Raw genomic sequence first — 23,429 nt, 5'->3', positions numbered from 1 at the left:
TTCGTGCATCGGGGCGTCGAATCCGTCGTGTTTTCGTGCTATAACCATGTCGTTGGGAATCGCGCCATTAGATAAGCCACAGGTGAACTGCCTATGTTGATCCCTTACGAACCGGAGACCTACGTCGATTTCAACGAACCCGGCCCGCGGCAGAAGATGCTCGACGCCCTCAAGCTGGTCGAATCCCAATTAGGACGTGGGTATCCCCTGCGGATCGGCGGAAAAAAAATCGAGACGACCGGCAAGATCGAGTCGTTGAATCCGGCGAGGTGCGAGCAGATTGTCGGCACGACCGCGAAGGCGACGCAGGAACATGCGCTCGCGGCCATTGCCGCGGCGGATGAGGCGTTCAAGAGCTGGTCGCGGGTCCCGCCGGATATTCGCGCGCGGTACCTGCTTAAGGCGGCCGCCATCATTCGCCGCCGGGTGTACGAATTCTCGGCCTGGATGGTCTATGAAGTCTCGAAGTCGTGGATCGAGGCGTACGCGGACGCGACCGAGTGCATTGATTTTCTCGAATTCTACGCCCGCGAGATGATGCGGCTGGGCGGCTCACAACCTGTAGTTCCGCAGGTGGGGGAGGAGAACGAGGTCCGCTTCATCCCCCTCGGCGTGGGCGTCGTAATCCCGCCTTGGAACTTCCCCTTTGCCATCATGGCGGGCATGACGACGGCGGCGATCGTCGCGGGAAATACGGTCGTGCTCAAACCCGCCAGCACGTCGCCGATTATCGCCGCGAAGTTCGTCGAGGTGATGGAGGAGGTCATGCTGCCGCCGGGCGTGCTGAATTTCTGCCCCGGCCCCGGGGGTCAAGTCGGCGATACATTGGTCGATCATCCGCGGACGCGCTTCATCGCGTTCACCGGCTCGCGCGACGTGGGCCTGCGGATCTTCGAGCGCGCGTCTAAGGTTCATCCCGGCCAGATCTGGCTGAAGCGCACGACGCTGGAGATGGGCGGCAAGGACTGCATCGTCGTGACGGAGTCGGCGGACATTGATGCCGCGGCCGAGGGCGTGGTCGCGGCGGCCTTCGGCTTCCAGGGTCAAAAATGTTCGGCCTGCAGCCGCCTCGTGGTGGATGAAAAAGTCCACGACGTCCTGGTGGAGAAAGTCGTCGAGCGGACGAAGCGTCTCACGATCGGCAACCCGACCGGCCCCGAAAACTATTTCATGGGGGCGGTCATCGATACCTCGGCCTTCGACAAGATCAACGGATACATCGACGTCGGCAAGAAGGAAGGCCAATTGGCGCTCGGCGGGACCAAGGTACCAACCGGCGGTTATTTCATCCCGCCCACGATTTACACCGGCATTGCGCGCGACGCGCGAATTGCCCAGGAGGAGATCTTCGGTCCTGTCCTCGCAGTCATCAAAGGCCGCGGGCTCGATGATTTACTGGCCATCGCGAACGGGACGGAATACGGCCTGACGGGCGGGTTCTACAGCCGCGATCGCATGGAACTGGAACGGGCCCGCCACGAGTTTCACGTCGGCAATCTGTACATGAATCGCAAATGCACGGGCGCGCTGGTGGACGTGCAGCCGTTCGGCGGCTTCAACATGTCCGGTACCGACAGCAAGGCCGGCGGCCGGGACTATCTGTTGCACTTTCTGCAGGGAAAGAGCATTACCGAGCGATTATGAGCGGCGACTCGAAGGGGGACCGAATGCGCGTTCGGCGCTGACTAGAAAATCCGCGGCCCGTTTGACAGGGCGTAATTGCGGCATTCCTCGTCGCTCATGGCCGGCAGGCCCAGCTCGCTCAGCTCGCGATCGATCCAGGCCCGCATGGACACATTGGTCTTCTGTTCCGCGTAACTGATCTTTGCCCGAGTGATAATCTCATGTCGGGACTTTTCTTCCATAACCTTCATCCTTGGAATCCTCCTGGACCCGGTATCCTGCGCGAGGAAGCGGCGGCGCGCCGCTTGCGCGGTTGCGATCCCTGCTCGACCATCCTGGGTCAGACTGTTCCTCACGCTCCGTCGTCAGTCTGCAATCACGCTGCGAAAAATGTGTAGCCGAGCCCCAGTCACATTAATGGTTGATCAGGACCTCTCGGCGGGCCCTTCTACGACCAAGTATTACTCGTTTAATCGGTAAATGCAAGCGGATTTTGCCAGTGCGGGCCATTTCTACCGATTTGGCGACGATTGGCGGACTCCCCGAAGTCCCTATGCTTAAAAAAGTTATCACTCAAAACGCCAGCATTGCGGCTCGTGTGGCGGTGCGATCTTTCCGACCCCCATTAGGTAACATTTCGTCGTCTCCGGACCCATGAACCGAAAGGTCTCGTTGAAGAGCGGGAAGAGGGCCTTTTGTGCGCGAGGGTCGGTGGCGGGCAAAGCATCAAACCACCGCCGATACGAACCATGCTCTTCGGCGATCTTGAGAAACACCCGCGCGTTGGCCACGATGGCTTTGATTTTTAGCCGGTTGCGGATAATCGACGCGTCGCGGCAGAGGCGCTCCACGTCTCGGGCCTTGAAAGATGCCACGCGACCCACGTCAAACCGTTCGAAGAGGCGCCGAAACGCGGGCCGCTTGGTCAGTACGATCTTCCATGAGAGGCCGCACTGGAAGACTTCCAACGCCATTCGCTCCAGATGGCCGGCATCGGTGCGGATGGGGCGACCCCATTCTTCGTCGTGGTAGGCAGCGAGGAGGGGATCCCGTGCGGCCCAATCGCATCGCCCTCGGTTATCCAACGGCGGCACCGCCTTTTTTAATATCAGCTTACGTGCCATGGGGATCGCTCCTGGGGGTGCCTGTCCGCCTCGAATCGCATAGAATACTGGAAAACGCACTCTCCCCCAACCATTGGAGCCGGCCCTTTGACCTCGCGACTCTACCTCGATAACGCCGCCACGAGCTTTCCCAAGCCGCCGGAGGTCTTCGAGGCCATGCGGCGTTATGCCGAGGAACTGGGCGCGTCGGCCGGCCGCGGGGCGTATCGGGAGGCACTGGCGAGCGGGGAACTCGTCGCCGATTGCCGCCGGCGCCTGGCGACGCTGATCAACGCGCCGGCGACCGATCATGTCGTGTTCACCCACAATTGCTCCACCGCGCTCAATCAGGCGATCAAAGGCTATTTGCGGAAGGGCGATCACGTCGTCACTTCGCGGATGGAGCATAACTCCGTATTGCGTCCGCTTCAGGCGTTGTCGGACGAGGGTCTCCTCGAAGTCACTCATGCACCGGCGGACTGCGAGACAGGGCGAGTGGATGCCGCAGACCTGCTCGCCGCAATTCGGCCGCGAACCAAATTGATCGTCCTCGCGCACGCGAGTAATGTGACCGGCACATTGCAGCCGATCGAAGCTGTCGGCGCGGAGGCCCAGCGGCGCGGGATTCCGTTTCTGGTCGACGCGGCCCAGACCGCCGGTCATGTTCTCATTGACGTGCAGGCCATGAAAATCGATCTGCTGGCGATTCCGGGCCACAAGGGGTTGCTTGGTCCGCTGGGCACCGGCGCGCTGTATATACGGCCGGGCCTCGAAGGAGCGATTACGCCGCTGGTGCAGGGCGGGACGGGCTCTGTCAGCGAGCGGCCGGTGCAACCTGATTTCATGCCGGACAAGTTCGAGTCGGGCAGCCACAATGCGATCGGTTTGGCGGGCCTGGCGGCGGCACTTCAATGGATCGAGGATCAATCCATTGAATCGCTGGCGGCACATGATCGAGCGGTTTGTGCCCGCTTCCTGCAAAAAGCCCGTGAACTCCCCGGTTTGGTTGTTTATGGCCCGCAGCACGCGGAGGAGCGGGTCGGCGTGTTCAGTGTTCGGCTGAGCGGGCTGGAGCCCGGTGAATTGTCGGCTCTTCTGGAAACCGAATTTGGCATTCTGACCCGTTCAGGCTTGCACTGCGCTCCAATGGCGCACGAGACGATTGGCACCCACACAGACGGCGGCACGACGAGGATTTCGTTTGGCGCCTTTAACACGCCGGCGCACATCGACTTCTGCGTAGAGGCGTTGGGCAAGCTCTCCGACGTCGCCGTCAGCCGCTGACCGTCGGCCATCGCTGCACGGCGGGGCTCACCATGCTTATGCACTATCGCGCGCGAGCCATTGCTTATCTGATCGTCATCGGCTGTTGCATTCCGTCTTTTGCGGAAGGCGTTTCGGATCGCGATGTGGACGCCGCGATCCGCAGGGGCGTGGCGGCCCTCCTGGATCGGATTAGCCAGTTGGACGAGGTGACGTACGTTTCCACGGACGATCCTCCTCAGACCTTGAAAGTTCGGGGGACCATTGTGCAGAACGCCGGCGGCACTCTTCGTCTGAAGACGCCGGAGGGCTGGACCCTCTCCATTGCCCAAAATCGCGTCTCCGAGATCGTCACGCGTGGGCATATCACACCGGAGCTGGAGGGAATGCTGCGCGGCGGGCCGTCGGCGCTGGCGGCGTTGGCGCTGGTCACCGCGGGCGTCGAAACGACGGAGCCAAAGATGGCCATGCTCCTCGATGCGCTGGCTCAAGATGACACGAACGAGATGGGGACCTACGTTCACAGCTTGCGGTCGGCAACGTGGAGCGCGCTTCTGGAGCGGCGCATCAGCCGCCCGAACCGGCAGCGATTTCGAAAACTGCTGACGGCCGATTTGCGGTGGCTGGTCCAGGCGATGCAGCCCGACGGGGGGTACAATTACACGCAGGCGGGAGGGCGCTGGGACCACTCCAATACGCAGTTCGGTAACCTCGGCGTCTGGGCCGCAGGCGTCGCGAAGCTGGAGGTTAGTCCCCAAACCTACCAAACGATCAGCCATCATTGGCTCGAAACGCAGGACGATTCCGGCGGGTGGAGCTATCGCGGAGAATCGACGCCGACGTCGTCGATGACGATCGCCGGATGCAACAGCCTTTATATTGTTCTCGACCAACTGTACACGCGCTCCGGCGGCGCGTACCGGCTTTTTGGGGGCATTCGACCGGACAAGAAATCGGAGGAGCCGGTTCAGCGAATCTGCGCCGCCATCGCGCGGGGCGACGACTACTTGCGCGAAAATCCACCGAATCCGACGATGAACGACGGGTATGAGCTGTTTGGATTGGAGCGGCTGGGCTTGGCCAGTGGGCAGGCGATCCTCGGTGGCGAAGACTGGTATCGACAGTACGTTGACGCAGTCTCTCGCCGAGGTTGGGGGGAAAATGTCGTCGCCGATTCTTTCGCCCTCATCTTTCTCGTCCATGGGCAGGCACCGGTCGTGATTCAGCGCATGGTGTGGGGCCAACAAGATCGCGACGCGGGATATTATTTCCGCGATGTCGCCAACCTGACGCGCTACCTGTCGCGCACGTTTGAGCGCTTGCACCGCTGGCAGCGGATATCCGTGAACGCCGAGTTGCGGGAGATGCAGGACGCGCCGCTGCTCTATCTCAGCGGGCGGCGCGGATTGGAGCTGCCGGAATCGACGCACCAGCGAATTCGTCATTACCTCGATGCCGGCGGGACCGTTTTCCTGCATTCCGACGGCGCCTCCAGGGCGTTCACGGCCTCAGCGACCGCGCTTTTTGAAAAAATGTTCGGCGATCGCGGCTATCGTTTTCAGGAGTTGGAAAAAGGACATGCCGTTTATCATGCGCAGTTCGGGGCCGGGCAGACGCCGTGGAAACATATTGTGCCGTTGAGGGGGTTGTCCGACGGCTCGCGAGTCATGGTCTTCCTTTGCCCCAAGGACATCGCGGGCGCATGGCATCAGGATCGCGGCCGCTTTGAAGACCTGTTCCGTATCATGGCCAATGTTCGCGTCTATAGCGCGCCGCCCTACGCACAACTCCCGCGCATACTCCGGGAGAGCCAGCCGCCCGGTCGCGCGGCGCCGCCGGCGGGCGCGCTGCGCCTCGCGCGCCTGTCGCACGATGGACATTGGAACGCGCACTCGGGCGCGTGGCAGCGCTACAGCATCGGACTGCGGCACCGCGCCGGGATAGATCTGTTCGTCGCTCCGGATATCACCCCGGACGCTCCTTCTTTCGCGGAAGCGGATTTGGTCTACCTGACCGTCAAGGCGCCGGGCGGCTTGCCGCGGGAGATTGCCGATCGTCTTACGGAGTATTTGAAGGGCGGCGGGTTTCTGCTCATTGATGCCGGCGACGGTCAGCCCGCTGGCATCCAGTCCGTCGGCGAATGGGTGGATCAGATCGAAATCGGCGAACGAGGCGTCCTGCCCACGGAGCATGCCATCTTTCGCGGCTCGTTCCGCAACGGCCGGCCCCTGACCGATCTTGTAGCGACCGATGCCGGGGCGGGGCTGACGCGCGGCGGCGCGCCTCCGCCGATGTTCACGCGCACGCTCGACGGCCGCGTTGTCGTTTTGGCTTGTCCGTTCGACGTGATTGCCGGGCTGGACGGTCATTTTATCTGGAACCGCAGCGGCTATCTGCCTGAATCCACGGAGCGGATCGTCGATAACATCCTGTTGTGGCGATTGGAGACGAAGGGGCGGCCCTCTTCCCATGTTCCCTGAAAGCGACTGCAAAGACGCCCTGATCATCCACGGCGGCGCGCTGGGCGATTTTGTCATGACCCTGCGCGTCGTTCTCACGTTGCGATTGAGCGGCGCGACGCGCGTTGGTTTCATGGGGCGGACGGAATTCGCGGTGCTCGCCCGCCGGGGCGGCGTGGATGAATTCATCGACCTGAATACCGGCGGCGGTCATGCACTATTCTCCGACGGCGCCCGGCTTCCCGATGAGCTTTGTCACCGGTTGTCGACATTCACGTTGGTCGTGGACCTGCTGGGTGGAGCCGAGAGTTCCTTGCCGCAGAAGCTCCGCCGGATGGGTGTACGGCGCGTTGTGACGGTCGATCCGCGGCCCCGAACCGATTGGCCGGGGCATGTCAGCGATCAATGGCTGGATGATCTTCGCGCCGCCGGGTTGCACACGAACGCCGGTCCGCCGCGGATCGAACTCGAACGAGAAGCGGTCGCCGCCGCGCGAGAAGAATTGCGCAGGATGACCGGGACGAGCGGGCGAATCGCCCTCATCCATCCGGGCAGCGGTTCCGCCAGGAAATGTTGGCCGTTGGAGAGCTTTCTGTACCTCAGCGACGCGCTAGCCGCTGAAAAATGGGACTCGGTTTTTATCCTCGGGCCTGTCGAGTCGGAACAATTTTCGATTGCGGACCTGGGCCGGCTGCGATCCGCGGCGCCAACGGTGGAAGGTCGCGCGCTCTACGCGCTCGCGGATCTGCTTGCGGCGGCAGATCTCTTCATCGGAAACGACAGCGGCGTCGCGCATCTCGCGGCGGCCGTCGGCGCTCCCACGGTCGCCATCTTTGGCCCGACGCAACCAGGACGATGGCGGCCCCTTGGTCCTCGCGTCGCTGTGGTGACGGGCGCCGGGGCGATCTGGCCGGTCCCTATGGACATTCTCGCCGCAATCCGAACAATCTGCGGACCCGCATCGCCCTGAACGGGATGTTTCCGCCATGTCGAAGTACGCGATTCAGCGAGTTCCCGCCGCTCAAGCCCGCCAGGTGCTTCGGCTGACGCTGGCCTCGCCGGGCCAAACGCCATCGGAAACCGAGATCCACGTCGCGACGTTCATTAACCACGCCCGCGCCCTTTCCCTCGATCTTGGCCAACAATGGCTCGCACAGGAGGGCGGTCGAATTGTCGCGGCTTGTTCCTGCCTCGAGTCGCCGGGCCGCACGGGATTGCTGTTCCTGTCGGCATACGGCCTGTGCGGAGGATTGCGGGACGCGCTGCAAGATCTGATCGATCACATCCTAGCCGATCAGGCGCAGCGCAACCTGCGGCTGGCTCAATGTTTGCTGAACCTGGACGATCGGGAGAATGACCAGATTCTGTCGCAAGCCGGCTTTCATTCGATTACGGATCTCATTTACATGGAGTGCGATGTACCGAGAATGGCCTTGGGGTGGAAAGAGTCGCCGGTGCGGACCGATCTTTGCTGGGGCGACTACAAGACCAGCGGCCATCAGGACTTCGCGGAGTTGATTCAAGCAACGTACCGGGGCAGCCTCGATTGCCCGGCAATGACCGGCCTGAGGGAGATCGAAGATATCATCGCCGGCCACAAGTCAGTGGGCCTTTTTCAGCCGCATCGCTGGCGGCTGACCCGCGTGCAGGGAAGCCCGGCCGGTTGCATCCTCTTAGGCGAAAACCCTTTACGGCGTATCTTGGAAGTGGCGTATATGGGTGTTCACACTGCCCGGCGCCGAGAGGGTTTGGGCCGACTATTGATAGAGGATGCTCTCCGACTTGCGTATCATGAGCGGTTTGAAAAGGTTACGCTTGCGGTGGACGCGAAAAACGAGCCGGCCATGCGACTTTATCGCGGCGCCGGATTCGTCGAGACGATGCGTCGCCGGGCGATGATTCGACTGCATGACTCAAAGTGAGCGAACACCTAAGGATGCGGTGAATTGTCGCCCCTTCGTCCACTCCCTGTACACAAGCGGCAGACACGTGTTTATAACAGGTGGATCAAATTTTTTTTATCGCGCAAGCTCTTGCGCACACGATGCAAATCGCGACTATAAAATTTTCGCTAAAGTTTCCTGATTGACGCGCCGCGCGGCGAAACGTAAACTGCCGCTCGGCAAGTTTCACCGTGGGCCGGCGACGAGTCGGCGAGAGACCGCGGAAGGCCGGAGGAGCACGGAGCGAACCTCTTTTACCGAGCTTGCCTTTGTCATAATCGTCATGGGTCCTTGTTGCAAACGTGTCGCACGTTTGCGCTACGTGGAAGGAGCGCGCCGTGTCCGTCCAACTCAAAGAGCCAGTTGAGAAGATTCGCAGTCGCATCGAAGAACTAATTGGGGCCCAGCGGTACAAGGTCTGGTTCAAGAACTCGACGCACCTGACGTGCGCCGACGGATTCATGAAGGTCGGCGTGCCGAATCTGTTCATCGGTGGCTGGATCGAGGACCACTTTTCCGACGCTATTTCGCTCGCCGCGCGGGAAGTCATCGGCAAGGAAGTGGAGGTTAGCTTTTCCATCGATCCCGTGCTCTTCCGCAATATGCGCAAAAGCCAGCTCAATTCCCAGGCCGCCTTCATCGAAAAAAACGCCGAGCGGTCCGTCCGCCCGGGCAAAAACGGCTCGCCCGCCGCGATCGGACCGGGTCGCAAGCTGCGCGGCCGACTCGACGAATTTGTCGTCGGCGCCACGAATCGGCTGGCGTACTCGGTGGCCTGTTCCGTCGTGGAGAATCCCGATCGCGACGCCGGGCCGGTCTTCTTTCACAGCGCCTGCGGCTTAGGTAAGACGCACCTCCTCCAGGGCATCGCGAACAGCCTGGCCGAGACGAAGCCTTCGATTCGCTGGGTGTATGCCTCGGGCGAGGAATTCACCAACCAGTTTCTCTTTGCGCTTCGCGAGCATCGGCTTGACGCCTTTCGGCACCGCTACCGCGAGATCGATGTCCTTCTTTTGGACGACATCCAGTTCCTCGCCAACAAGAAGGCCACGCAGGAAGAGTTCCTGCACACCTTTAACGACATCCAAGCCGTTGGAAAGCGCGTCATACTGGCCTCGGATGCGCACCCGCGCATGATCGCGGACCTGCCGGAATCGTTGATCAACCGGCTCATGTCGGGAATGATCGTCCGGATCGAGCGGCCGGATTTCGAAACCCGGGGCGACATCCTCCGCCGCCGCGCCGAGAAAATGAACAAGGTCATTCCCGAGCCCGTCATCCACTACATCGCCGACAAAATACAAACCAATGTCCGCGAGTTGGAGGGTTGCCTCGTCAAGCTCCTTGCCTTTGCCTCCCTGATGAAGTCCCCGATCACTCTCGATACCGCCCGCCAGGCCCTCGAAGACCATCTTCGCCAGACGGGCCGCATCCTGACGGTCAGCGACATCGAGCAGGGCGCGGCGGCCTTTTTCGGCATCACGCCGGCCGATCTGCACACCTCCCGCAAGAGCCGCACCATCGCCCTGGCCCGAAACGTCGCGATGTTCCTGGCCCGGAAGCACACCGATCTGTCGTTTCCCGAGATCGGGCGGATGATGGGCAATAAGAACCACACCACCGTGCTCCTGGCGTGCCGGCGAATCGGACAACTGTTGCACGACGACGCCGAGGTGAGCTGGCCGAGCGTCACGGGTCTCCAAGTTCGAAAACTGACTTCGATCATTCAAAGTCAGGAAGAACAACTCGGCTGTTAACTCCGCCTTCGCGTATCCGCATCATTGTTATTCGTGAATTCAGGCTGGGCTCACCGATATCGGAAGAAGGCGGGAATTGCCGGAGATTCGGACCTCTTGGAGTCCGGTATTCACGGGCTTTCCGACAGGGGACGACCGGATTTCCCAACCCGTATGGGTGACTATTTGAGTTGGGATGGATACCATATTGACAAGCGATGACACAGTTCGCTTCGGGGCGGGTTCCCATAACTTCTTGTACCCGACGCAGACGCGTGAACGTGTGTTATGGCTGCGCGCCGTTTGCGACGCGTGAGTCGTGTTGGCCGCCGAGCATACGCGGCGGCGTGTTCATAGACGGGGGCCGCGAGGCCTCGTCGTGGAGCGGATATTAAATCCGAGATTCGCCAGAGGGGTGACCCATGCTGACTATTCGTGAAGGGGCGTTGGCTGGAAGGAAACGTGAAAGCTCTGCCGGGCATTGGGCGTTGATCTTTTTCCTCGTGTTCGGTGCGGGGAACGTCCGGGGGTTTGATAACCCCGCGCCGCTTCATTTTCCGCCGGAGCTCTCGGAGGTCGATCGCGCGGCGCTGGGGGAACTCGATCGGCTCTCACGGGCCTTTAGCCTCATTGCGAACGCGGTCAAGCCGTCGGTGGTCAGCATCCGGGCCGCCACGGTCAACCGGGAAGTCAATAACGAACTCAAGAAGCTGTTCGGCGATCAGGAGTTTCAACCGGTACCGACGACCGGCGCCGGCAGCGGCGTGATCCTCGACGAGGAGGGCCATATCGTCACCAATAATCACGTGGTCGCCGACGCCGACGTCGTCCGCGTCAAGCTGGCCGACGGCCGCGAGTTTCGGGCCCGGGTCGTCGGCACCGACGCCATGACCGACGTCGCGGTGATCAAGATCGACGCCGGCCGCCTGCACCCCGCCCGTTTCGGCGATTCCGACATGGCAGAGGTCGGGAACATCGTCCTGGCCATTGGCAGCCCCTTTAAATTCGGCCACAGCGTTTCCCACGGGATCATCAGCGCGACGGGGCGCAATGAAGTCGACGTCGACATTGACTACAAGAACTGGCTGCAGACGGATGCGCCGATCAACCCGGGAAATTCCGGCGGTCCGCTGATTAACACCCGGGGCGAGGTCATCGGCCTCAGCGTGGCCATCGCCACCGACTCGGGCGGTCACCAGGGCGTCGGGTTCGCGATTCCGTCCAATACCGTCGTTCGCATCGCCGGCCAGCTCAAGTCCGGAAAGAAGGTTGTTCGTGGATTCCTGGGGGTTGAGATTCAACCCGTGGACGGCAAGACGGCGAATGCCTACGGGCTCGTCGAATTGTCCGGCGCCCTCATTAGCCATGTTGGCGAAAAGACGCCCGCAGAGAGCGGCGGACTTCGCGCCGAAGACATCGTGCTCTCGTACAACGGCAAGGCCGTCGCCAATCACGATCAATTCAAGGAGGTGATCGCCTTGACCGCGCCGGGCACGGAAGTGGTTCTCAATGTCTGGCGTTCCGGATCGGCGGGCGACCTGCGCGTCACGATCGGCGAACAGCCGCCGGACTTTACTCCCTCCGGCTCGCTTCGCACCAGTCGACGGATTCGGCCCTCGCAGGCGGAGGCCCGGGAGACCGCCGATCCTTCCGAGCCGGTCGTCGAGAAATCGCTGAGCGTGGAGACGCTGGGCCTGGAGGTTCGCAACGTCACCAAGCGCCTGGCCAAGCGGTTTCGTCTCGATCGCGAGGATATCAGCGGCGTGATCATTACCCAGGTGGATCCGACGGGCGAGGCCTACAACGCCGACTTGAAGGCCGGCCAATTGATCGTTCGGGCCAATGACCAGCCGGTGCAGGACGTTGACGAGTTAGGCAAGATTCTCACCCAGGACGCCCTGGCCAAAGGTGTTCGCCTCAGGGTCGCCACCGGATCTACGGAGTTCTTCGCGGTGCTAGGCACCGAGTAATCCGGACGCCGGCGTCGGTCAGATGTGCACCTTCAGCATGGGCTTGAAGATCAGCGCGAAGACGATCGAGAGGATCAGCAGCGAGATCAGCCAGTGGAGGTCCCAGCCGAAGATCGGCGTGGATCGCGTTGGATAAAAAATCTCGATCGATTTGAAGATTGACGAATCCGGAATCGAATCCTCCCCCGAGTACAAGAGCCGGTCCCAGAAGCTCCCGCCCCGAAATCGACTGACGCGGGTAAACGCCGAGCCGACCACCAGCGGCATGGACACGACATCCGCTCCATTTCCGAAATGAAGCAGGAAGACCCCGGAGGACGTGGGCGTCAGCCGCCAGTCCACCGTCGCCAGGGCGCTGACTCGACACGGGTCATGGGGATCCATGCGGAGGCTCCCCGGCAACTGGAGGACGCTCCCGGCGGCGAGCACCGCGTCGGGCTTCTTCAACGTCGCCTTCACGCGTACGGCTTGTCCTTGAATCGCAGGTCGGTACTCGTAGCGTAATCCGATCTGTACCATGACGAGCACGAAAGGGACCATCATGATCAGCATCGGTTGCACGGAATGTCCCAGCAAACGGACCGCCTGCCAGATGATCTGGCGCTGGGCGCGAAAGGTCACCGACAGGTCATCCTTGAAGAGCCGGGTGGAGAGAAGGTGCGCGGAGATCTTGCGCCGGACGTCGGCGATCGCCGACTGATTCGACGTGTAGCGCCAGATCAGCAGCATCAATACGCCGGTGACGGCGGAGATGATCCAAAGCGCGACGACCGGCGAAAAGGGCGCCAGGAGTCCGAAAGCGAAGTCCCCCAGCCAGATCGAGATCTTACGAATGATGTCCAAAGAGGTTCCTGTCGGGAGGCGCGATCCTGACGGTTCGGCCGGTCACTCGATGTACCCCAGGCCGCGCAGCCGCTCCAATACCGCGGGGTCCGTTTCCTGGCCGCCGCCCTTGGCTTCATCCAGGCGGGTGAGTTCGTTTTCCAGGGCGTGGGCCACGAACTCATCGATGCTGCCGTAGCCGGCGGCTTTCGCGTAACGCCTGGCCCGTTCCAGTAGCGCCTTATCCAATTTCACGTTTCCACCAAACACGGCTACACGCTCCCGCTTTGATTCCAAGGGCCCATCGGTCCCGGGCCGCCATACTTATCGCGCCGCGATTCGATCGGGCGACGTCGCGTAGATGTTACTGCCGACCATCTGGTCGGGCTTGTTCACTCCAAATTCGGCCAGGATCGTCGGCGCCAGATCGATCAAGGCCGGCGCCTCGGCGGCGATGCGGCGGTTGGACAGGACGATCCCCGGCACAATGTCGTGCGCGATGCAATGGTCGGCGCTCCAGGCGTTATCATTGTCGGTGACCACCGCTTTGTCGAATTCGCCCAGACACGTCGCCCAGCTCGCCCGATACCCACGCTCGTATCCAATGAGCAGGTCCGGAGCGTTTTTTACTTCCGGGCCTTTATACCATTCTTCGGCACGATACACCCGGCGTATCACCGGCTGGTTGGTAACGGGGTCTTTCAGGGCGAGGAGCTTCGCGCTGATTTCCTTCAGCAGGGCGTCGCGCTGGGCGGGATCGACGATGCCGTATTTTTCGCGGCCCTTGAGGTTAAGGTAGAGGCCGTTCAGCCCCAGACCGTAGGCCCGGGTCTTTGTCCAGTCGGAGCCGAGGAGGGCGTTCGATTGATTCTCGTGAAGGACGAGGTATCCCTCGTCGCGCAGCCAGGTACACAGGCCGACACAGCGCCGGAAATTGCAGAAACCGTGGTCGGACATGGCGATCACGGTCGCCTCCGGTCCCAGCTTCTCCATGCACTTACCCAGTGCTCGATCCATTCGCACATAAACGTCTTCGACCACGGCCTGGTATTTCTTCGCGTCGGCGGGGCTGCGGACCGGATGTTTCTCGTCCGAGTCCCACCAGAACATGTGCGCCTGCAGATCGGTGCTGGAGAAATAGAAGAATAGGAGACCTTCGTCGAAGCGCTCGAGCGCGTAGTCGAGCATGCGCTCGCTCTCTTCCAGAACGGTCGCCGATTGCCTGCGATACTCCTCGTCCGACAGGAGCTGGTGCTTGCGGGCGTTAAACGCCTCCGCGAAACCCTGGGTGTGGTAGGGACCGATCGCCTCGCCAATCTCCTTTTGAAATCCGGGCGGCTCGCTGAACGTGACGGGCGAGGACGTGGGGATGAAGTTCAGCGGCGTGACATACAGTTCCACGTCCGGCCGTACGCGCTGAAGGCTGAACCGGGCCATGGCGTCGAAGGACGGCCCCATCGGTGTCTTGAGGAACCGAATGGTCGTCCAATCGCTCCATTCGCCCACGCTTAGGACCAGCTCGACGGTCTCGTTTCCGGTGGGATTCTCGTTCACAAACACGACCTTGCCGACGTCATTCTTCGGATCCGGATAGATCCGCAGAGGGACCGTCATCTGGGGGGTGCGTTGGTGAAAATCGTTGGTGGGTCCGTACAACCTGCCGACGAAGGCGCCGAGGGTGGCGTCGCGGCGGAGCGGCAGGCGATAGCCGTCCGGGGCGCGGGATTCCTGCCGCGGCCGCGTTGAAAATTGCTGGTAGGTGCCTAGTTCTCCCATGGCGTCGGGCACGCCCATGCCGGCGAGGCAGCAGACATGCTCGTGGTCGGTCTCGCTGGGCGGGTAATTGGCAGGGAGCTTGTACATTTGCACGGGAATGCCGGCCGCTCCGAGAAATTCCCAAAAGGGAGTGCCGCGACGCAGCAGTTCGTTATGGCTGGTCGATACCCACGGCGTGATATCCTCCGCGGGAATCTGGTATTTGCGACCCAGTGTCCACGGCTTCGCCGGCTTTCCCTCCACCACGCGGTTGGTGGAGTAATACGGCGCCGCCTGCCGGCTGGGATCGCGATGGATGAAATCAAATATCCCGTGGACGCCCGGCCCCGCGCCGGTGATGAAATTCGACCATGCCACTGGGCTCTGCGGAGGGATGCTGGTGGTCAGGGGAAGGAATGAGCCCTTTGCCGCGAGCCTGGAAAAGTTCGGCAGACGGCCTTCGTCCATCATGCGGCGGACAAGCTTCGGTTCCATGCCGTCGCAGCCGAGGACGAGCATTTTCTTGCCGCGTGCCGGGGTGGATTGCTTCCAGCAACCGGATGGGAACAGCAGGACGGCCGCTGCGCAGAGAATTGGGCCGCCGAGCCAGAACGCCGCCGCCGTCCGCCGGGTCCTCTTGCTCATGCGGCGCTCGCGAGGGGGGAGGAATCGGTGTCAATTCTGAGAGGCACGCCGTCCATGTTTTCCGGCACGCCGACGCCGAACAGATCAAGGGCGGTCGGGCCGAGGTCCATCAAACGGGGAGATTCGCTCAGGACCTTGTGGCTGCAGAAGAGGATGCCGGGGATTAAGTCCGGATCGATGCAGTGATCACCGCTCCAGGCCTTGGTGTTATCCGAGAAAACGCTGTCGGTGATCCGGCCGATTGCCGTGTCCCAGCCAACGCGATAGCCGCGGTTGTAGCCGACGACGAGGTCCGGGGCGGTTTCGCGGTACGGACCGGTGTACGCCTCTTCCTTGTCGCGGACTTTGACGATTCCCACGTGTCCATTCGCGGAGTCTTTCAGACCGTTCATCTTGGCGATGATTTCCTGCTTGAGGCGGCGGGTCTCGTCCCCCTTCTCGACAATCCCTTTGGACTCGCGGCCCTTTTGATTGATGAACAGGCCCGCGAGCCCCAACGCGTAGGCCTTCGTGTTCGCCCAATCCACTCCCACCAGATACTTTTCGCCCGGCTTGGCGTCAGCTTTGAGTTTCATGTAACCGTTTTCGATGAGCCATCGATTCAGGTCGATGCCCCGGCGGAATGGTGAAAAGCCGTGGTCGGAGATGACCATCAGCATCGTCTCGCCGTCGTCCTCGAGCGTTTGGGCCATGGTCTGGCCGACCAGCCGGTCCATGCGGACATACAAGTCTTCGATCGTCTTTTCATGACCGTTGGCTTTGTAAGTGTCGGGGGCGAGATTGCGCGGGTGGGCGGGGTGGTCGTTTTCCAGATACCGCCAGAACATGTGCTGGATGCGGTCGGTCCCGTCGAAGACGCAGACGCAAAGCCCGCGGCTGGTTTTTTCCAGGGCGTCGAAGAACTGCTTTTCTCGCTCGCCGTCGATCGAGACGCATTGCTCGAGGAATGCGTCATCGTCGATCAGCGTTTCATTCAGCGCCCAGGTGTCCTCGGCCAGTCCCAGTGTGGCAAAGCTGCCGAACTGCTTGGCCAGGTAGGTGCTGTATGCCGTGGGATACGAAATCGGCATGGCGGGCTTTTCGGGGTCGAGGTTGATGGGCATGACGTATAGTTCGAACTCCGGCTGCGTGGCGATCAACATGAACCGGCAGATTCCGTTCACCTTGACGCCGGCTCCGGCCTTGAAAACGATCGTGATCCAATCAGTATATTGGCCGATTTTCAGCGGATACTTCTCGTCCCCGATTTCCAGCGTCGCATCGCGCCCTTTTCCGCCGATCTGCACGGTGAACGGCACTTTCATGGCCCCCGCGCCTTCTTTCATGCTGTTGTCCGGGCCGATCAGTTCGCAATTCACCGCGTCGCCCTCGCGTCGAACGACGTGCTGTTCACCGCCTGTGCGCTCCCCACCCGCGGGCTTCGTGCTGTAATAGGCGAACAAGCCCTGCGTTCCGCGGAGGTCCGGCACGCACATCGCCGAAAGCACAACGCCCCGGCACTTCTCCGGCGGAAACGTGATCGGCACGCGAATGACCGAGGTAAAGATGCCGTGCTCGCCGAGGGTGTTCCAGAAGGGCTTGCCTTTGCGGAGCAGGCGTATTTCCGGCTTGTTCAGCGGGATAGTGTACTTGCCCAGCTTGAATGACTTCGTCGGTGGGTGAATGGAAACAGACGAGAGGTTGGGGAGGTAATTCTTGCGATCGCTGTTCAGGAAATCGTAGATGTTGTGCTTGCCGGGATTGACGCCGGTCAGAAAGCTCGACCAGGCGACGGGCGAAAGCGGAGGGGTCGTCGTGCCCAGCAAATGGTAGCTGCCCATTTCCTTTAGGTGCTTCATGTTCGGCATCTTGCCCTCCCCCATGAAGCGATCGACAAGGCTGGGCTCCATGCCGTCGAGGCCGAGGATGACCAGTCGTTTGATGCGGCTCCGCGCAAACGCGCGTCGTCCCTTGATCGCGCGGATGACGTAGCGGATCGGCCACAACAGCAGCGTGAGAAAGGCCAGGAACATCGTCCAGATGATGACGAACAGGGATGACGCGATGGCGAAGCCCGCGCCGGGGCCGATGTAGGCCTGAGCGGGCGCTGTGAGGCCCAGCACGAGCACGCCTGCGGTCAAAATCGCAAAAATGCGGCCCGACCCGCGTCGACGTGCGAAATAAGTGGTGAATCTTCCAACGATCACGCAATAATCCCCAGAGAAACGTAAGAGTTGCCGGCTGCTCGCGACCACCCCTCTACATCGGGTAATAGTATAGTCGAACCCCAAGCAACCGGTCGAGCGGAGCCTGTGTACCGTCCCGCGACTTGCCGGATTTGAGCCCTCCGACGATAATTTCCGCCTCGCTGGCAACGGGATTCGAGGTACACACTATGAAAGGCATCATTCTCGCCGGCGGCACCGGCTCCCGGCTGCTGCCGCTTACCAAGGTCACCAACAAGCATCTCCTTCCCGTCGGCCGAAAGCCGATGATTTACCACCCCGTTGAAAAGCTGGCCGGCGCTGGTATCCAGGAGATTCTCATCGTCACCGGTCTCGAACACATGGGTGACGTCGTGAATCTTTTGGGCTCGGGCAAGGAATTTGGCGTCCGGTTTACCTACAAGGTCCAGGACGAGGCGGGGGGCATCGCCCAGGCGCTGGGACTGGCCGAGAACTTCTGCGGCGGGTCGAAAATGGCCGTCATCCTCGGCGACAACATCTTCGCGGACCCGCTCGGTGACGAGGTGGGGCGATTTGCCGAGCAGGCTTCCGGGGCGCGTCTGATGCTCAAGGAAGTGCCCGATCCGCACCGCTTCGGCGTCGCGGAGATTGTTGGCGACAAGATCGTTCGTATCGTCGAAAAGCCGAAACAGCCCAAGAGCAAATACGCGGTGACCGGCATCTACTTTTACGACGCGGACGTCTTCGACATCATTCGCCGGCAGAAACCTTCGGGTCGCGGGGAGATGGAAATTACGGACGTGAACAATGCCTATCTCGCCCGGGGCGATCTGACCCACGGCTTCTTCCGCGGCTGGTGGAGCGATGCAGGGACATTCGAATCTCTGGACCATGTGCAATTGCTTCTGCAGGGGAAGGCCCCGTGACGACGCCGATTTCCCCCCAATGCATTCTCGTTACGGGCGGCGCGGGATTTATCGGCGCCAATTTCATCCGCTACGTCTTTACGAATTGCCCCGACGTGCGCGTCGTTAACGTTGACTGCCTAACCTACGCCGGGAATCTCGAAAACCTCGCGGAGTTCTCCGACGATCCACGCTACGTATTCGCCAGGATCGACATCTGCGAGACCTCGGCCATCTCCGCCGTCTGCAAGGAACATGGCGCACAGGCCATCGTCCACTTTGCCGCCGAGAGCCATGTCGATCGTTCCATCACCGGCCCGGCGGCGTTCATCCGCACCAACGTCCAGGGGACGCTGAGCATGTTGCAGGTCGCCCGCGATTGCGGCGATCTGCGGTTCCTGCAAGTGGGGACGGACGAAGTGTACGGCTCCCTTGGAGCGACTGGCTTTTTCACTGAGACAACGCCCCTCGATCCGCACTCGCCCTATAGCGCGTCGAAAGCGGCCGCCGATCATCTGGTGGCCGCCTTTGGTCATACGTTCGGATTGCCGGTCCTGATCACCCGCTGCTCCAACAACTACGGGCCGTATCAGTTTCCGGAGAAGATGATCCCGCTCATGATCAACAATGCCCGGCAGAATAAGCCGCTGCCGGTTTATGGCGATGGGTCCAATGTCCGCGACTGGCTTTATGTTGAGGATCATTGTCGGGCGCTATGGACCGTGCTCACGCGCGGGACGGCGGGCCGGGTCTACAACATCGGGGGCAACAGCGAAAAGACGAATCTTGAAGTCGTGAAGACGCTCCTCAAGCGGCTCAACAAGCCGGAAAGCCTCATCTCCTTCGTGAAAGACCGCCCCGGACACGATTTTCGCTATGCCATCGACGCCTCGCGGATCAAGAACGAGCTCGGCTGGTCGCCGTCGGTCGCGTTTGAGGCGGGCCTCGCGCGGACGATTGACTGGTACCTCTCCCACCAGGACTGGCTCGATCACATCACGTCGGGCGATTACAAGAAATACTACGAAGAAATGTATGCCGGGCGCTGAGGGACGCGCTGTCAAATCTCGGCCGGCGGCGCGGTGGAATCGCGCACGATCAGGTTCGCCGGCAGCTTAATCTTGATCGGCTCGCGGCCGGGCACTTCCCGATGATCGCTGATCTCGTCGAAGAGAAGATCGAGCGCCGTTTCGACCATACCGCGGATGTCAATGGCCAGCGTCGTCAGCGATGGGCGGAAGAATCCGGCGATCTTAATGTCATTGGAACCGATGACGGACAGGTCGCGCGGCACCGATATCCGCATCTCCTGGGCACCGACGACCGCGGCGAGGGCGATTTCGTCGTTGATGCACATGACCGCGGAGGTCTCGGGGTAGCGGGTCATGAGTTGCTGCAGCGCGGCGGCCCCCATGCTCGCGTCGGCGCAGGCCTGATGGTGCAGGCAAGACGGCACAATTCCGTATTCGATCATCGCCCGCTCGATCCCGGCGCGGCGCAGCTCAAACCAGCGCGGCTCCTCTTCGGCGCGCGGGCCGCCGATGTAGCCGATGTGACGATGGCCCAGTTCCGCCAGGTGGCAGGCTGCGTGGTAGTTGAACGCGACAATATCCGGGCTCACTTCATTGAAGATATTCTGATCGACCGCGCTGTGGATCAGGACCGTCGGCGTGTGACGATAAACGCCGAATTCCGCTTCGCCGTAGGGATCGTTGTAGAATCCTTCCGGCGGAGCGATCACCACGGCGCCGGCCAGCCGGAAGTTCCGCAATGCCTGATGAAAGCTCCCGATCGACTGGCAACTGATGACGCCGTAGTGGCGCTTTTCGATGGAGCGCGCCACGACATCCACCAATTCCGCGAGGTAGTGGTGGCTGGAGATATGTTCCGCGAACATCACGATCGTGCTGAGCTGCTCGCCGCGCAGGCTGCGGGCCATGAGATTCGGCGAGTACCCCATCTCCTTGGCCGCCTCGCGACAACGCTGCGCGGTATCCGGGCTCACCAGGTTGGCCTTGCCGGAAAGCGCCCGCGAGACCGTCATGGCGGACAGCCCCAGTCGGTCGGCGATGTCCTTGAGCGTGACGGTCTTGGACTTTCGGTCTGTGAGGTGCAGGGTCATCGGTTTAGACCAACAGTTAAGGCTAACTGTTATATCATAGGCCTGTAACAGGCGGAGAGGAATAGGATCTTTGGGGGGTCTTTCACACGCCGGTCGCGTGGCGTGCCCACGAGAGGGCGATCCCATCGTCGAGGCTCCGGCGGATGGTTATCCAACCGTGGCGGTCTTTCCAGCCGGCCTTGGCCATTACCTGGAGGGGCTGGTTCTGGACTCCGGCGATGATGATGGACGTACCCGCCTTGCGAAGCCGCTCCATGGCCGACTCCAGATTGACGAGCCCTGTCGCGTCCATCATGGGGACGGCGGACAGGTCCAGAATCACGGTCTTGACGTGGCGCTCGACGATCCGCAACTCGCTCATGGCCTTTTGGGCGGCGCCGAAAAAGAGCGGGCCGGCGATCTCATAGATGATGGCGCCGGGCGGGAGGAAAACCTGCGGGTGCTCCGGGCCGGCGCTGATGAGCCGCACGTTGGAGACTTCCGCCATGCGCCGCATGAACAACACGGCTGCGAGCACGACTCCGACGCTGACCGAGATGACCATGTCAAAGACCACGGTCAGTCCGAAGCAGGTCAAGAGGACGAACACATCGCTCCCCGGGCCGACGCGGACGACGTGGGCGACGTGCTTGGCCTCGCTCATGTTCCAGGCAACGACCATGAGGAGGGCGGCCATCGAGGCCATCGGCAGGTATCCCAACAGCGGCGCGAAGAGGAGGATCGCGAAGAGAATAAACAGGGCGTGGACGATGGCGGCGACCGGCGTGCGGGCCCCGTAGCGGATGTTGGTGGCGGTGCGGGCGATCGCGCCGGTGGCCGCGATGCCGCCGAAGAAGGGGGCGGCGATGTTGCCCAAACCTTGCGCGATGAGTTCGGCGTCGGGATCGTGTTTTCCGCCGGTCATGCCGTCGGCGACGACGGCGGAGAGGAGCGATTCAATCGCACCGAGCGTAGCGATGGCGAAAGCGGGACCGGCGAGGGCGCGAAACAGCTCCATGGAGAGGACGAGTTCTGTCCCGTTCGGCCCTGAACATAACCAGGGCAAGAGCGGCATCGGTGGCAGTTGAGGAATACCGTTCCTGGTCACGCCATCCAGGACATAGGTGAACCGGCTGCTGATCGTGGCGACGTCGAAACCGGGGAAGTACCGGGGCAGGATCCACGCGGCGAGCGCGCCCGCGGGAAGGGCGACGAGCGGCGCGGGAATCGCCTTGGTCAGCCGGGGGAGAATGACGAGGATCAGCAGTGTCAGCACTCCGATCGACAAATCAGTCGTTCGCATCGTTGGAAGCGCCACGATGATGGCATGGACGCGTTCGAGAAAGTGCTCGGGCATTTGAGGAATCGTGAGACCGAGGAAGTCCTTGATTTGCAGTGTCGCGATCACGACGGCGATGCCACTCGTGAATCCGGTGGTGACGGGATAAGGAATGAATTCGATCAATCTGCCCCAGCGGGCCATCCCGGCGATCATCAACAGGAGACCGGCCATCAGGGTAGCGACCAGCAGACCGCCGAGCCCGAACTTCGTGGCGATGGGCGCCAGGATGACCACAAACGCGGCGGTGGGTCCGGAGACCTGGACGGCCGATCCTCCGAGCAGGGCGATCAGTCCGCCGCCGATGATGGCGGTGTAAAGGCCGTGTTGCGGCGGGACACCGGAGGCGATGGCCAGCGCCATCGAAAGCGGCAGGGCGACGACGCCGACGACGAGGCCGGCGAGGATGTCTTTGCGCAGATCGCGGGCGCTGTAGCCGGACGAGAGGGCCTTGCGCAGGGCCATGGCGAACCGGGCGCGATCCGCCGGCAAAGCGGTGACCGCGGCGCGGTGTCTATCGGGCATGGGGTGTCATCCTTTGTTGCGAATCGGCCGCGCCTGTCTGTCGCCCAGGCGACTCTTCGATTAGCATTGCACGGCCATGAGCAAAACGTATCTTCATCGTCCGAACCGGTTGGTGAGGATGAGCCTGGCCGGGATGGTCGGCTGCGTCGGCGCTTCGATCGCCGGTTGTCACTCGCCCTCGCCTTACACTCCGGTCCCCTACACCGCAGAGGACTGGACCTATCGCGGGGCCAAGGGATCGGAGTGTACATCGGCCCATTACATCGTGCGAACGACGTGCAAGTCCAAGCCGTTTGTCGATGCGTTGCCCGGGTTTCTGGAGAGTTGCTATCTGGCCTACTCCGAGCTGTTGCCGGCGCCGAGCGGGTCCGAGCGGCCGCTGGAGACGTACCTTTTTCAGACGCGCTGGCAATGGGAGCGATTCACGGAGGAGTTCGCCGGACCACGGGCCGAGACGTACAAGCAGATTCGATCCGGCGGCTACTCGGAGCGCGGCGTGACGGTCTCGCACTACGGCTCGCGACGCAGCACCTTGTCCATCCTGGCCCACGAGGGACTGCACCAGTATCTTGACGCGACGCACGGCCCGTCGATTCCGGCGTGGATCAACGAGGGACTGGCCTGCTACTTTGAGTCCTTCGATCTCGACGAGGAGGGCCGGCCCGTCTTCAATCCCCGCCAGAATACCCTGCGTACGCCGGCGCTGCGCAAGCAATTCAGCAACAAGTCGATGAAGCCGCTCAAGGAGCTGCTGGGGACGAACGCCGGGCGGGAGATCCACAACCCGACGCAGCAGGTGCTGGGCTGCTACAGCCAATGGTGGTCGCTGATCGTCTTTCTGCAACGGCCTCCGCGCGAGAATCCTTATCACGCGGGGTTTCAGGAGCTGCTTCGCGAACTGGGCAGCGAATCGATGGATCGCAAGGCCCAGGCGTTCATGGCCGCGGACACCGACGGCACGATGACCTTCGGCGAGGCGGTGTTCCGCGCCTATGTGACGGACGATTTGGAGAAGTTTGAGGCCGAGTATGAGGCTTTCCTGCCGGAACTCCTGAGCCTGATGGTTTCCTAGCTT

Annotated in this window: 18 protein-coding genes; 10 read left to right on the top strand and 8 right to left on the bottom strand. The window is 61.7% G+C overall.

Annotated features, from left to right (window positions below; genetic code table 11):
* Positions 1-93 precede the first annotated feature (93 nt).
* Positions 94-1,644, top strand: coding sequence for an L-glutamate gamma-semialdehyde dehydrogenase (gene pruA, locus VJZ71_07255; GenBank protein HKQ47848.1), 1,551 nt, complete (start codon positions 94-96; stop codon positions 1,642-1,644).
* 41 nt (positions 1,645-1,685) lie between these two features.
* Here the strand turns inward: pruA and VJZ71_07250 are convergent, their stop codons facing one another.
* Both VJZ71_07250 and VJZ71_07245 read right to left on the bottom strand, forming a co-directional pair.
* Positions 1,686-1,874: a hypothetical protein gene (locus tag VJZ71_07250; GenBank protein ID HKQ47847.1), complete on the bottom strand. Its 189-nt coding sequence runs from the start codon at positions 1,872-1,874 to the stop codon at positions 1,686-1,688.
* A 318-nt stretch (positions 1,875-2,192) separates the two neighbouring features.
* On the bottom strand, positions 2,193-2,747 hold the full coding sequence (locus VJZ71_07245) for a DNA-3-methyladenine glycosylase I (protein HKQ47846.1): 555 nt from the start codon (positions 2,745-2,747) through the stop codon (positions 2,193-2,195).
* Positions 2,748-2,834: 87 nt separating this feature from the next.
* Between VJZ71_07245 and VJZ71_07240 the strand changes: the two genes are divergently transcribed.
* The 6 genes from VJZ71_07240 (at position 2,835) to VJZ71_07215 (ending at position 12,097) form a co-directional block, all read left to right on the top strand.
* Positions 2,835-4,010: an aminotransferase class V-fold PLP-dependent enzyme gene (locus VJZ71_07240; protein ID HKQ47845.1), complete on the top strand. Its 1,176-nt coding sequence runs from the start codon at positions 2,835-2,837 to the stop codon at positions 4,008-4,010.
* Positions 4,011-4,042: 32 nt separating this feature from the next.
* On the top strand, positions 4,043-6,469 hold the full coding sequence (locus tag VJZ71_07235) for a DUF4159 domain-containing protein (GenBank protein ID HKQ47844.1): 2,427 nt from the start codon (positions 4,043-4,045) through the stop codon (positions 6,467-6,469).
* Positions 6,459-7,418, top strand: a complete 960-nt coding sequence (locus VJZ71_07230; GenBank protein ID HKQ47843.1) for a glycosyltransferase family 9 protein — start codon at positions 6,459-6,461, stop codon at positions 7,416-7,418. The genes VJZ71_07235 and VJZ71_07230 overlap by 11 nt, the downstream gene beginning before the upstream one ends.
* 16 nt (positions 7,419-7,434) lie before the next feature.
* Entirely contained in the window at positions 7,435-8,370 is a 936-nt protein-coding gene (locus VJZ71_07225) for a GNAT family N-acetyltransferase (protein ID HKQ47842.1), read from the top strand.
* Between the two features lie 359 nt (positions 8,371-8,729).
* On the top strand, positions 8,730-10,148 hold the full coding sequence (dnaA, locus tag VJZ71_07220) for a chromosomal replication initiator protein DnaA (GenBank protein HKQ47841.1): 1,419 nt from the start codon (positions 8,730-8,732) through the stop codon (positions 10,146-10,148).
* 401 nt (positions 10,149-10,549) lie between these two features.
* Complete coding sequence (locus VJZ71_07215; GenBank protein ID HKQ47840.1) at positions 10,550-12,097, top strand: trypsin-like peptidase domain-containing protein; 1,548 nt, start codon at positions 10,550-10,552, stop codon at positions 12,095-12,097.
* Between the two features lie 18 nt (positions 12,098-12,115).
* Here VJZ71_07215 and VJZ71_07210 read toward each other — a convergent pair whose 3' ends face one another.
* The 4 genes from VJZ71_07210 to VJZ71_07195 are packed head-to-tail and all read right to left on the bottom strand — an operon-like array spanning position 12,116 to position 17,505.
* Positions 12,116-12,940 (bottom strand): hypothetical protein, encoded by an 825-nt coding sequence (locus VJZ71_07210; protein ID HKQ47839.1) that lies wholly within the window; start codon positions 12,938-12,940, stop codon positions 12,116-12,118.
* Positions 12,941-12,982: 42 nt separating this feature from the next.
* Positions 12,983-13,189 (bottom strand): hypothetical protein, encoded by a 207-nt coding sequence (locus tag VJZ71_07205; GenBank protein ID HKQ47838.1) that lies wholly within the window; start codon positions 13,187-13,189, stop codon positions 12,983-12,985.
* Positions 13,190-13,243: 54 nt separating this feature from the next.
* Positions 13,244-15,319 (bottom strand): alkaline phosphatase family protein, encoded by a 2,076-nt coding sequence (locus VJZ71_07200; GenBank protein ID HKQ47837.1) that lies wholly within the window; start codon positions 15,317-15,319, stop codon positions 13,244-13,246.
* Positions 15,316-17,505, bottom strand: a complete 2,190-nt coding sequence (locus VJZ71_07195) for an alkaline phosphatase family protein (protein HKQ47836.1) — start codon at positions 17,503-17,505, stop codon at positions 15,316-15,318. The genes VJZ71_07200 and VJZ71_07195 overlap by 4 nt, the downstream gene beginning before the upstream one ends.
* Positions 17,506-17,693: 188 nt before the next feature.
* Here VJZ71_07195 and VJZ71_07190 point away from each other — a divergent pair, with 188 nt between their 5' ends.
* Together VJZ71_07190 and rfbB are read left to right on the top strand one after the other, a co-directional pair.
* Positions 17,694-18,410, top strand: a complete 717-nt coding sequence (locus tag VJZ71_07190; protein ID HKQ47835.1) for a sugar phosphate nucleotidyltransferase — start codon at positions 17,694-17,696, stop codon at positions 18,408-18,410.
* Entirely contained in the window at positions 18,407-19,438 is a 1,032-nt protein-coding gene (gene rfbB, locus VJZ71_07185) for a dTDP-glucose 4,6-dehydratase (GenBank protein HKQ47834.1), read from the top strand. Before VJZ71_07190 ends, rfbB begins: the two co-directional genes overlap by 4 nt.
* Positions 19,439-19,449: 11 nt before the next feature.
* On the opposite strand, the gene VJZ71_07180 is transcribed toward rfbB, so the two are convergent.
* Together VJZ71_07180 and dauA are read right to left on the bottom strand one after the other, a co-directional pair.
* Positions 19,450-20,511 (bottom strand): LacI family DNA-binding transcriptional regulator, encoded by a 1,062-nt coding sequence (locus tag VJZ71_07180; protein ID HKQ47833.1) that lies wholly within the window; start codon positions 20,509-20,511, stop codon positions 19,450-19,452.
* Between the two features lie 82 nt (positions 20,512-20,593).
* On the bottom strand, positions 20,594-22,354 hold the full coding sequence (gene dauA, locus VJZ71_07175; GenBank protein ID HKQ47832.1) for a C4-dicarboxylic acid transporter DauA: 1,761 nt from the start codon (positions 22,352-22,354) through the stop codon (positions 20,594-20,596).
* Positions 22,355-22,430: 76 nt separating this feature from the next.
* On the opposite strand from dauA, the gene VJZ71_07170 reads away from it, so the two are divergent.
* Positions 22,431-23,426: a DUF1570 domain-containing protein gene (locus VJZ71_07170; GenBank protein ID HKQ47831.1), complete on the top strand. Its 996-nt coding sequence runs from the start codon at positions 22,431-22,433 to the stop codon at positions 23,424-23,426.
* Positions 23,427-23,429: the final 3 nt, after the last annotated feature.

The sequence above is a fragment of the Phycisphaerae bacterium genome, from assembly GCA_035275405.1.
Lineage (GTDB): Bacteria > Planctomycetota > Phycisphaerae > UBA1845 > UTPLA1 > DATEMU01.
Note: the sequence above shows the minus strand (reverse complement) of the source record. Positions and strands in the feature narration are given on the sequence as shown.

Excerpts from the sequence above, each read along its gene's own strand:
- pruA (HKQ47848.1), top strand. The coding sequence starts at position 94 with ATGTTGATCCCTTACGAACCGGAGACCTACGTCGATTTCAACGAACCC.
- VJZ71_07250 (HKQ47847.1), bottom strand. The coding sequence starts at position 1,874 with ATGAAGGTTATGGAAGAAAAGTCCCGACATGAGATTATCACTCGGGCA.
- VJZ71_07245 (HKQ47846.1), bottom strand. The coding sequence starts at position 2,747 with ATGGCACGTAAGCTGATATTAAAAAAGGCGGTGCCGCCGTTGGATAAC.
- VJZ71_07235 (HKQ47844.1), top strand. The coding sequence starts at position 4,043 with ATGCTTATGCACTATCGCGCGCGAGCCATTGCTTATCTGATCGTCATC.
- VJZ71_07230 (HKQ47843.1), top strand. The coding sequence starts at position 6,459 with ATGTTCCCTGAAAGCGACTGCAAAGACGCCCTGATCATCCACGGCGGC.
- VJZ71_07225 (HKQ47842.1), top strand. The coding sequence starts at position 7,435 with ATGTCGAAGTACGCGATTCAGCGAGTTCCCGCCGCTCAAGCCCGCCAG.
- VJZ71_07215 (HKQ47840.1), top strand. The coding sequence starts at position 10,550 with ATGCTGACTATTCGTGAAGGGGCGTTGGCTGGAAGGAAACGTGAAAGC.
- VJZ71_07200 (HKQ47837.1), bottom strand. The coding sequence starts at position 15,319 with ATGAGCAAGAGGACCCGGCGGACGGCGGCGGCGTTCTGGCTCGGCGGC.
- VJZ71_07190 (HKQ47835.1), top strand. The coding sequence starts at position 17,694 with ATGAAAGGCATCATTCTCGCCGGCGGCACCGGCTCCCGGCTGCTGCCG.
- VJZ71_07180 (HKQ47833.1), bottom strand. The coding sequence starts at position 20,511 with ATGACCCTGCACCTCACAGACCGAAAGTCCAAGACCGTCACGCTCAAG.
- dauA (HKQ47832.1), bottom strand. The coding sequence starts at position 22,354 with ATGCCCGATAGACACCGCGCCGCGGTCACCGCTTTGCCGGCGGATCGC.
- VJZ71_07170 (HKQ47831.1), top strand. The coding sequence starts at position 22,431 with ATGAGCAAAACGTATCTTCATCGTCCGAACCGGTTGGTGAGGATGAGC.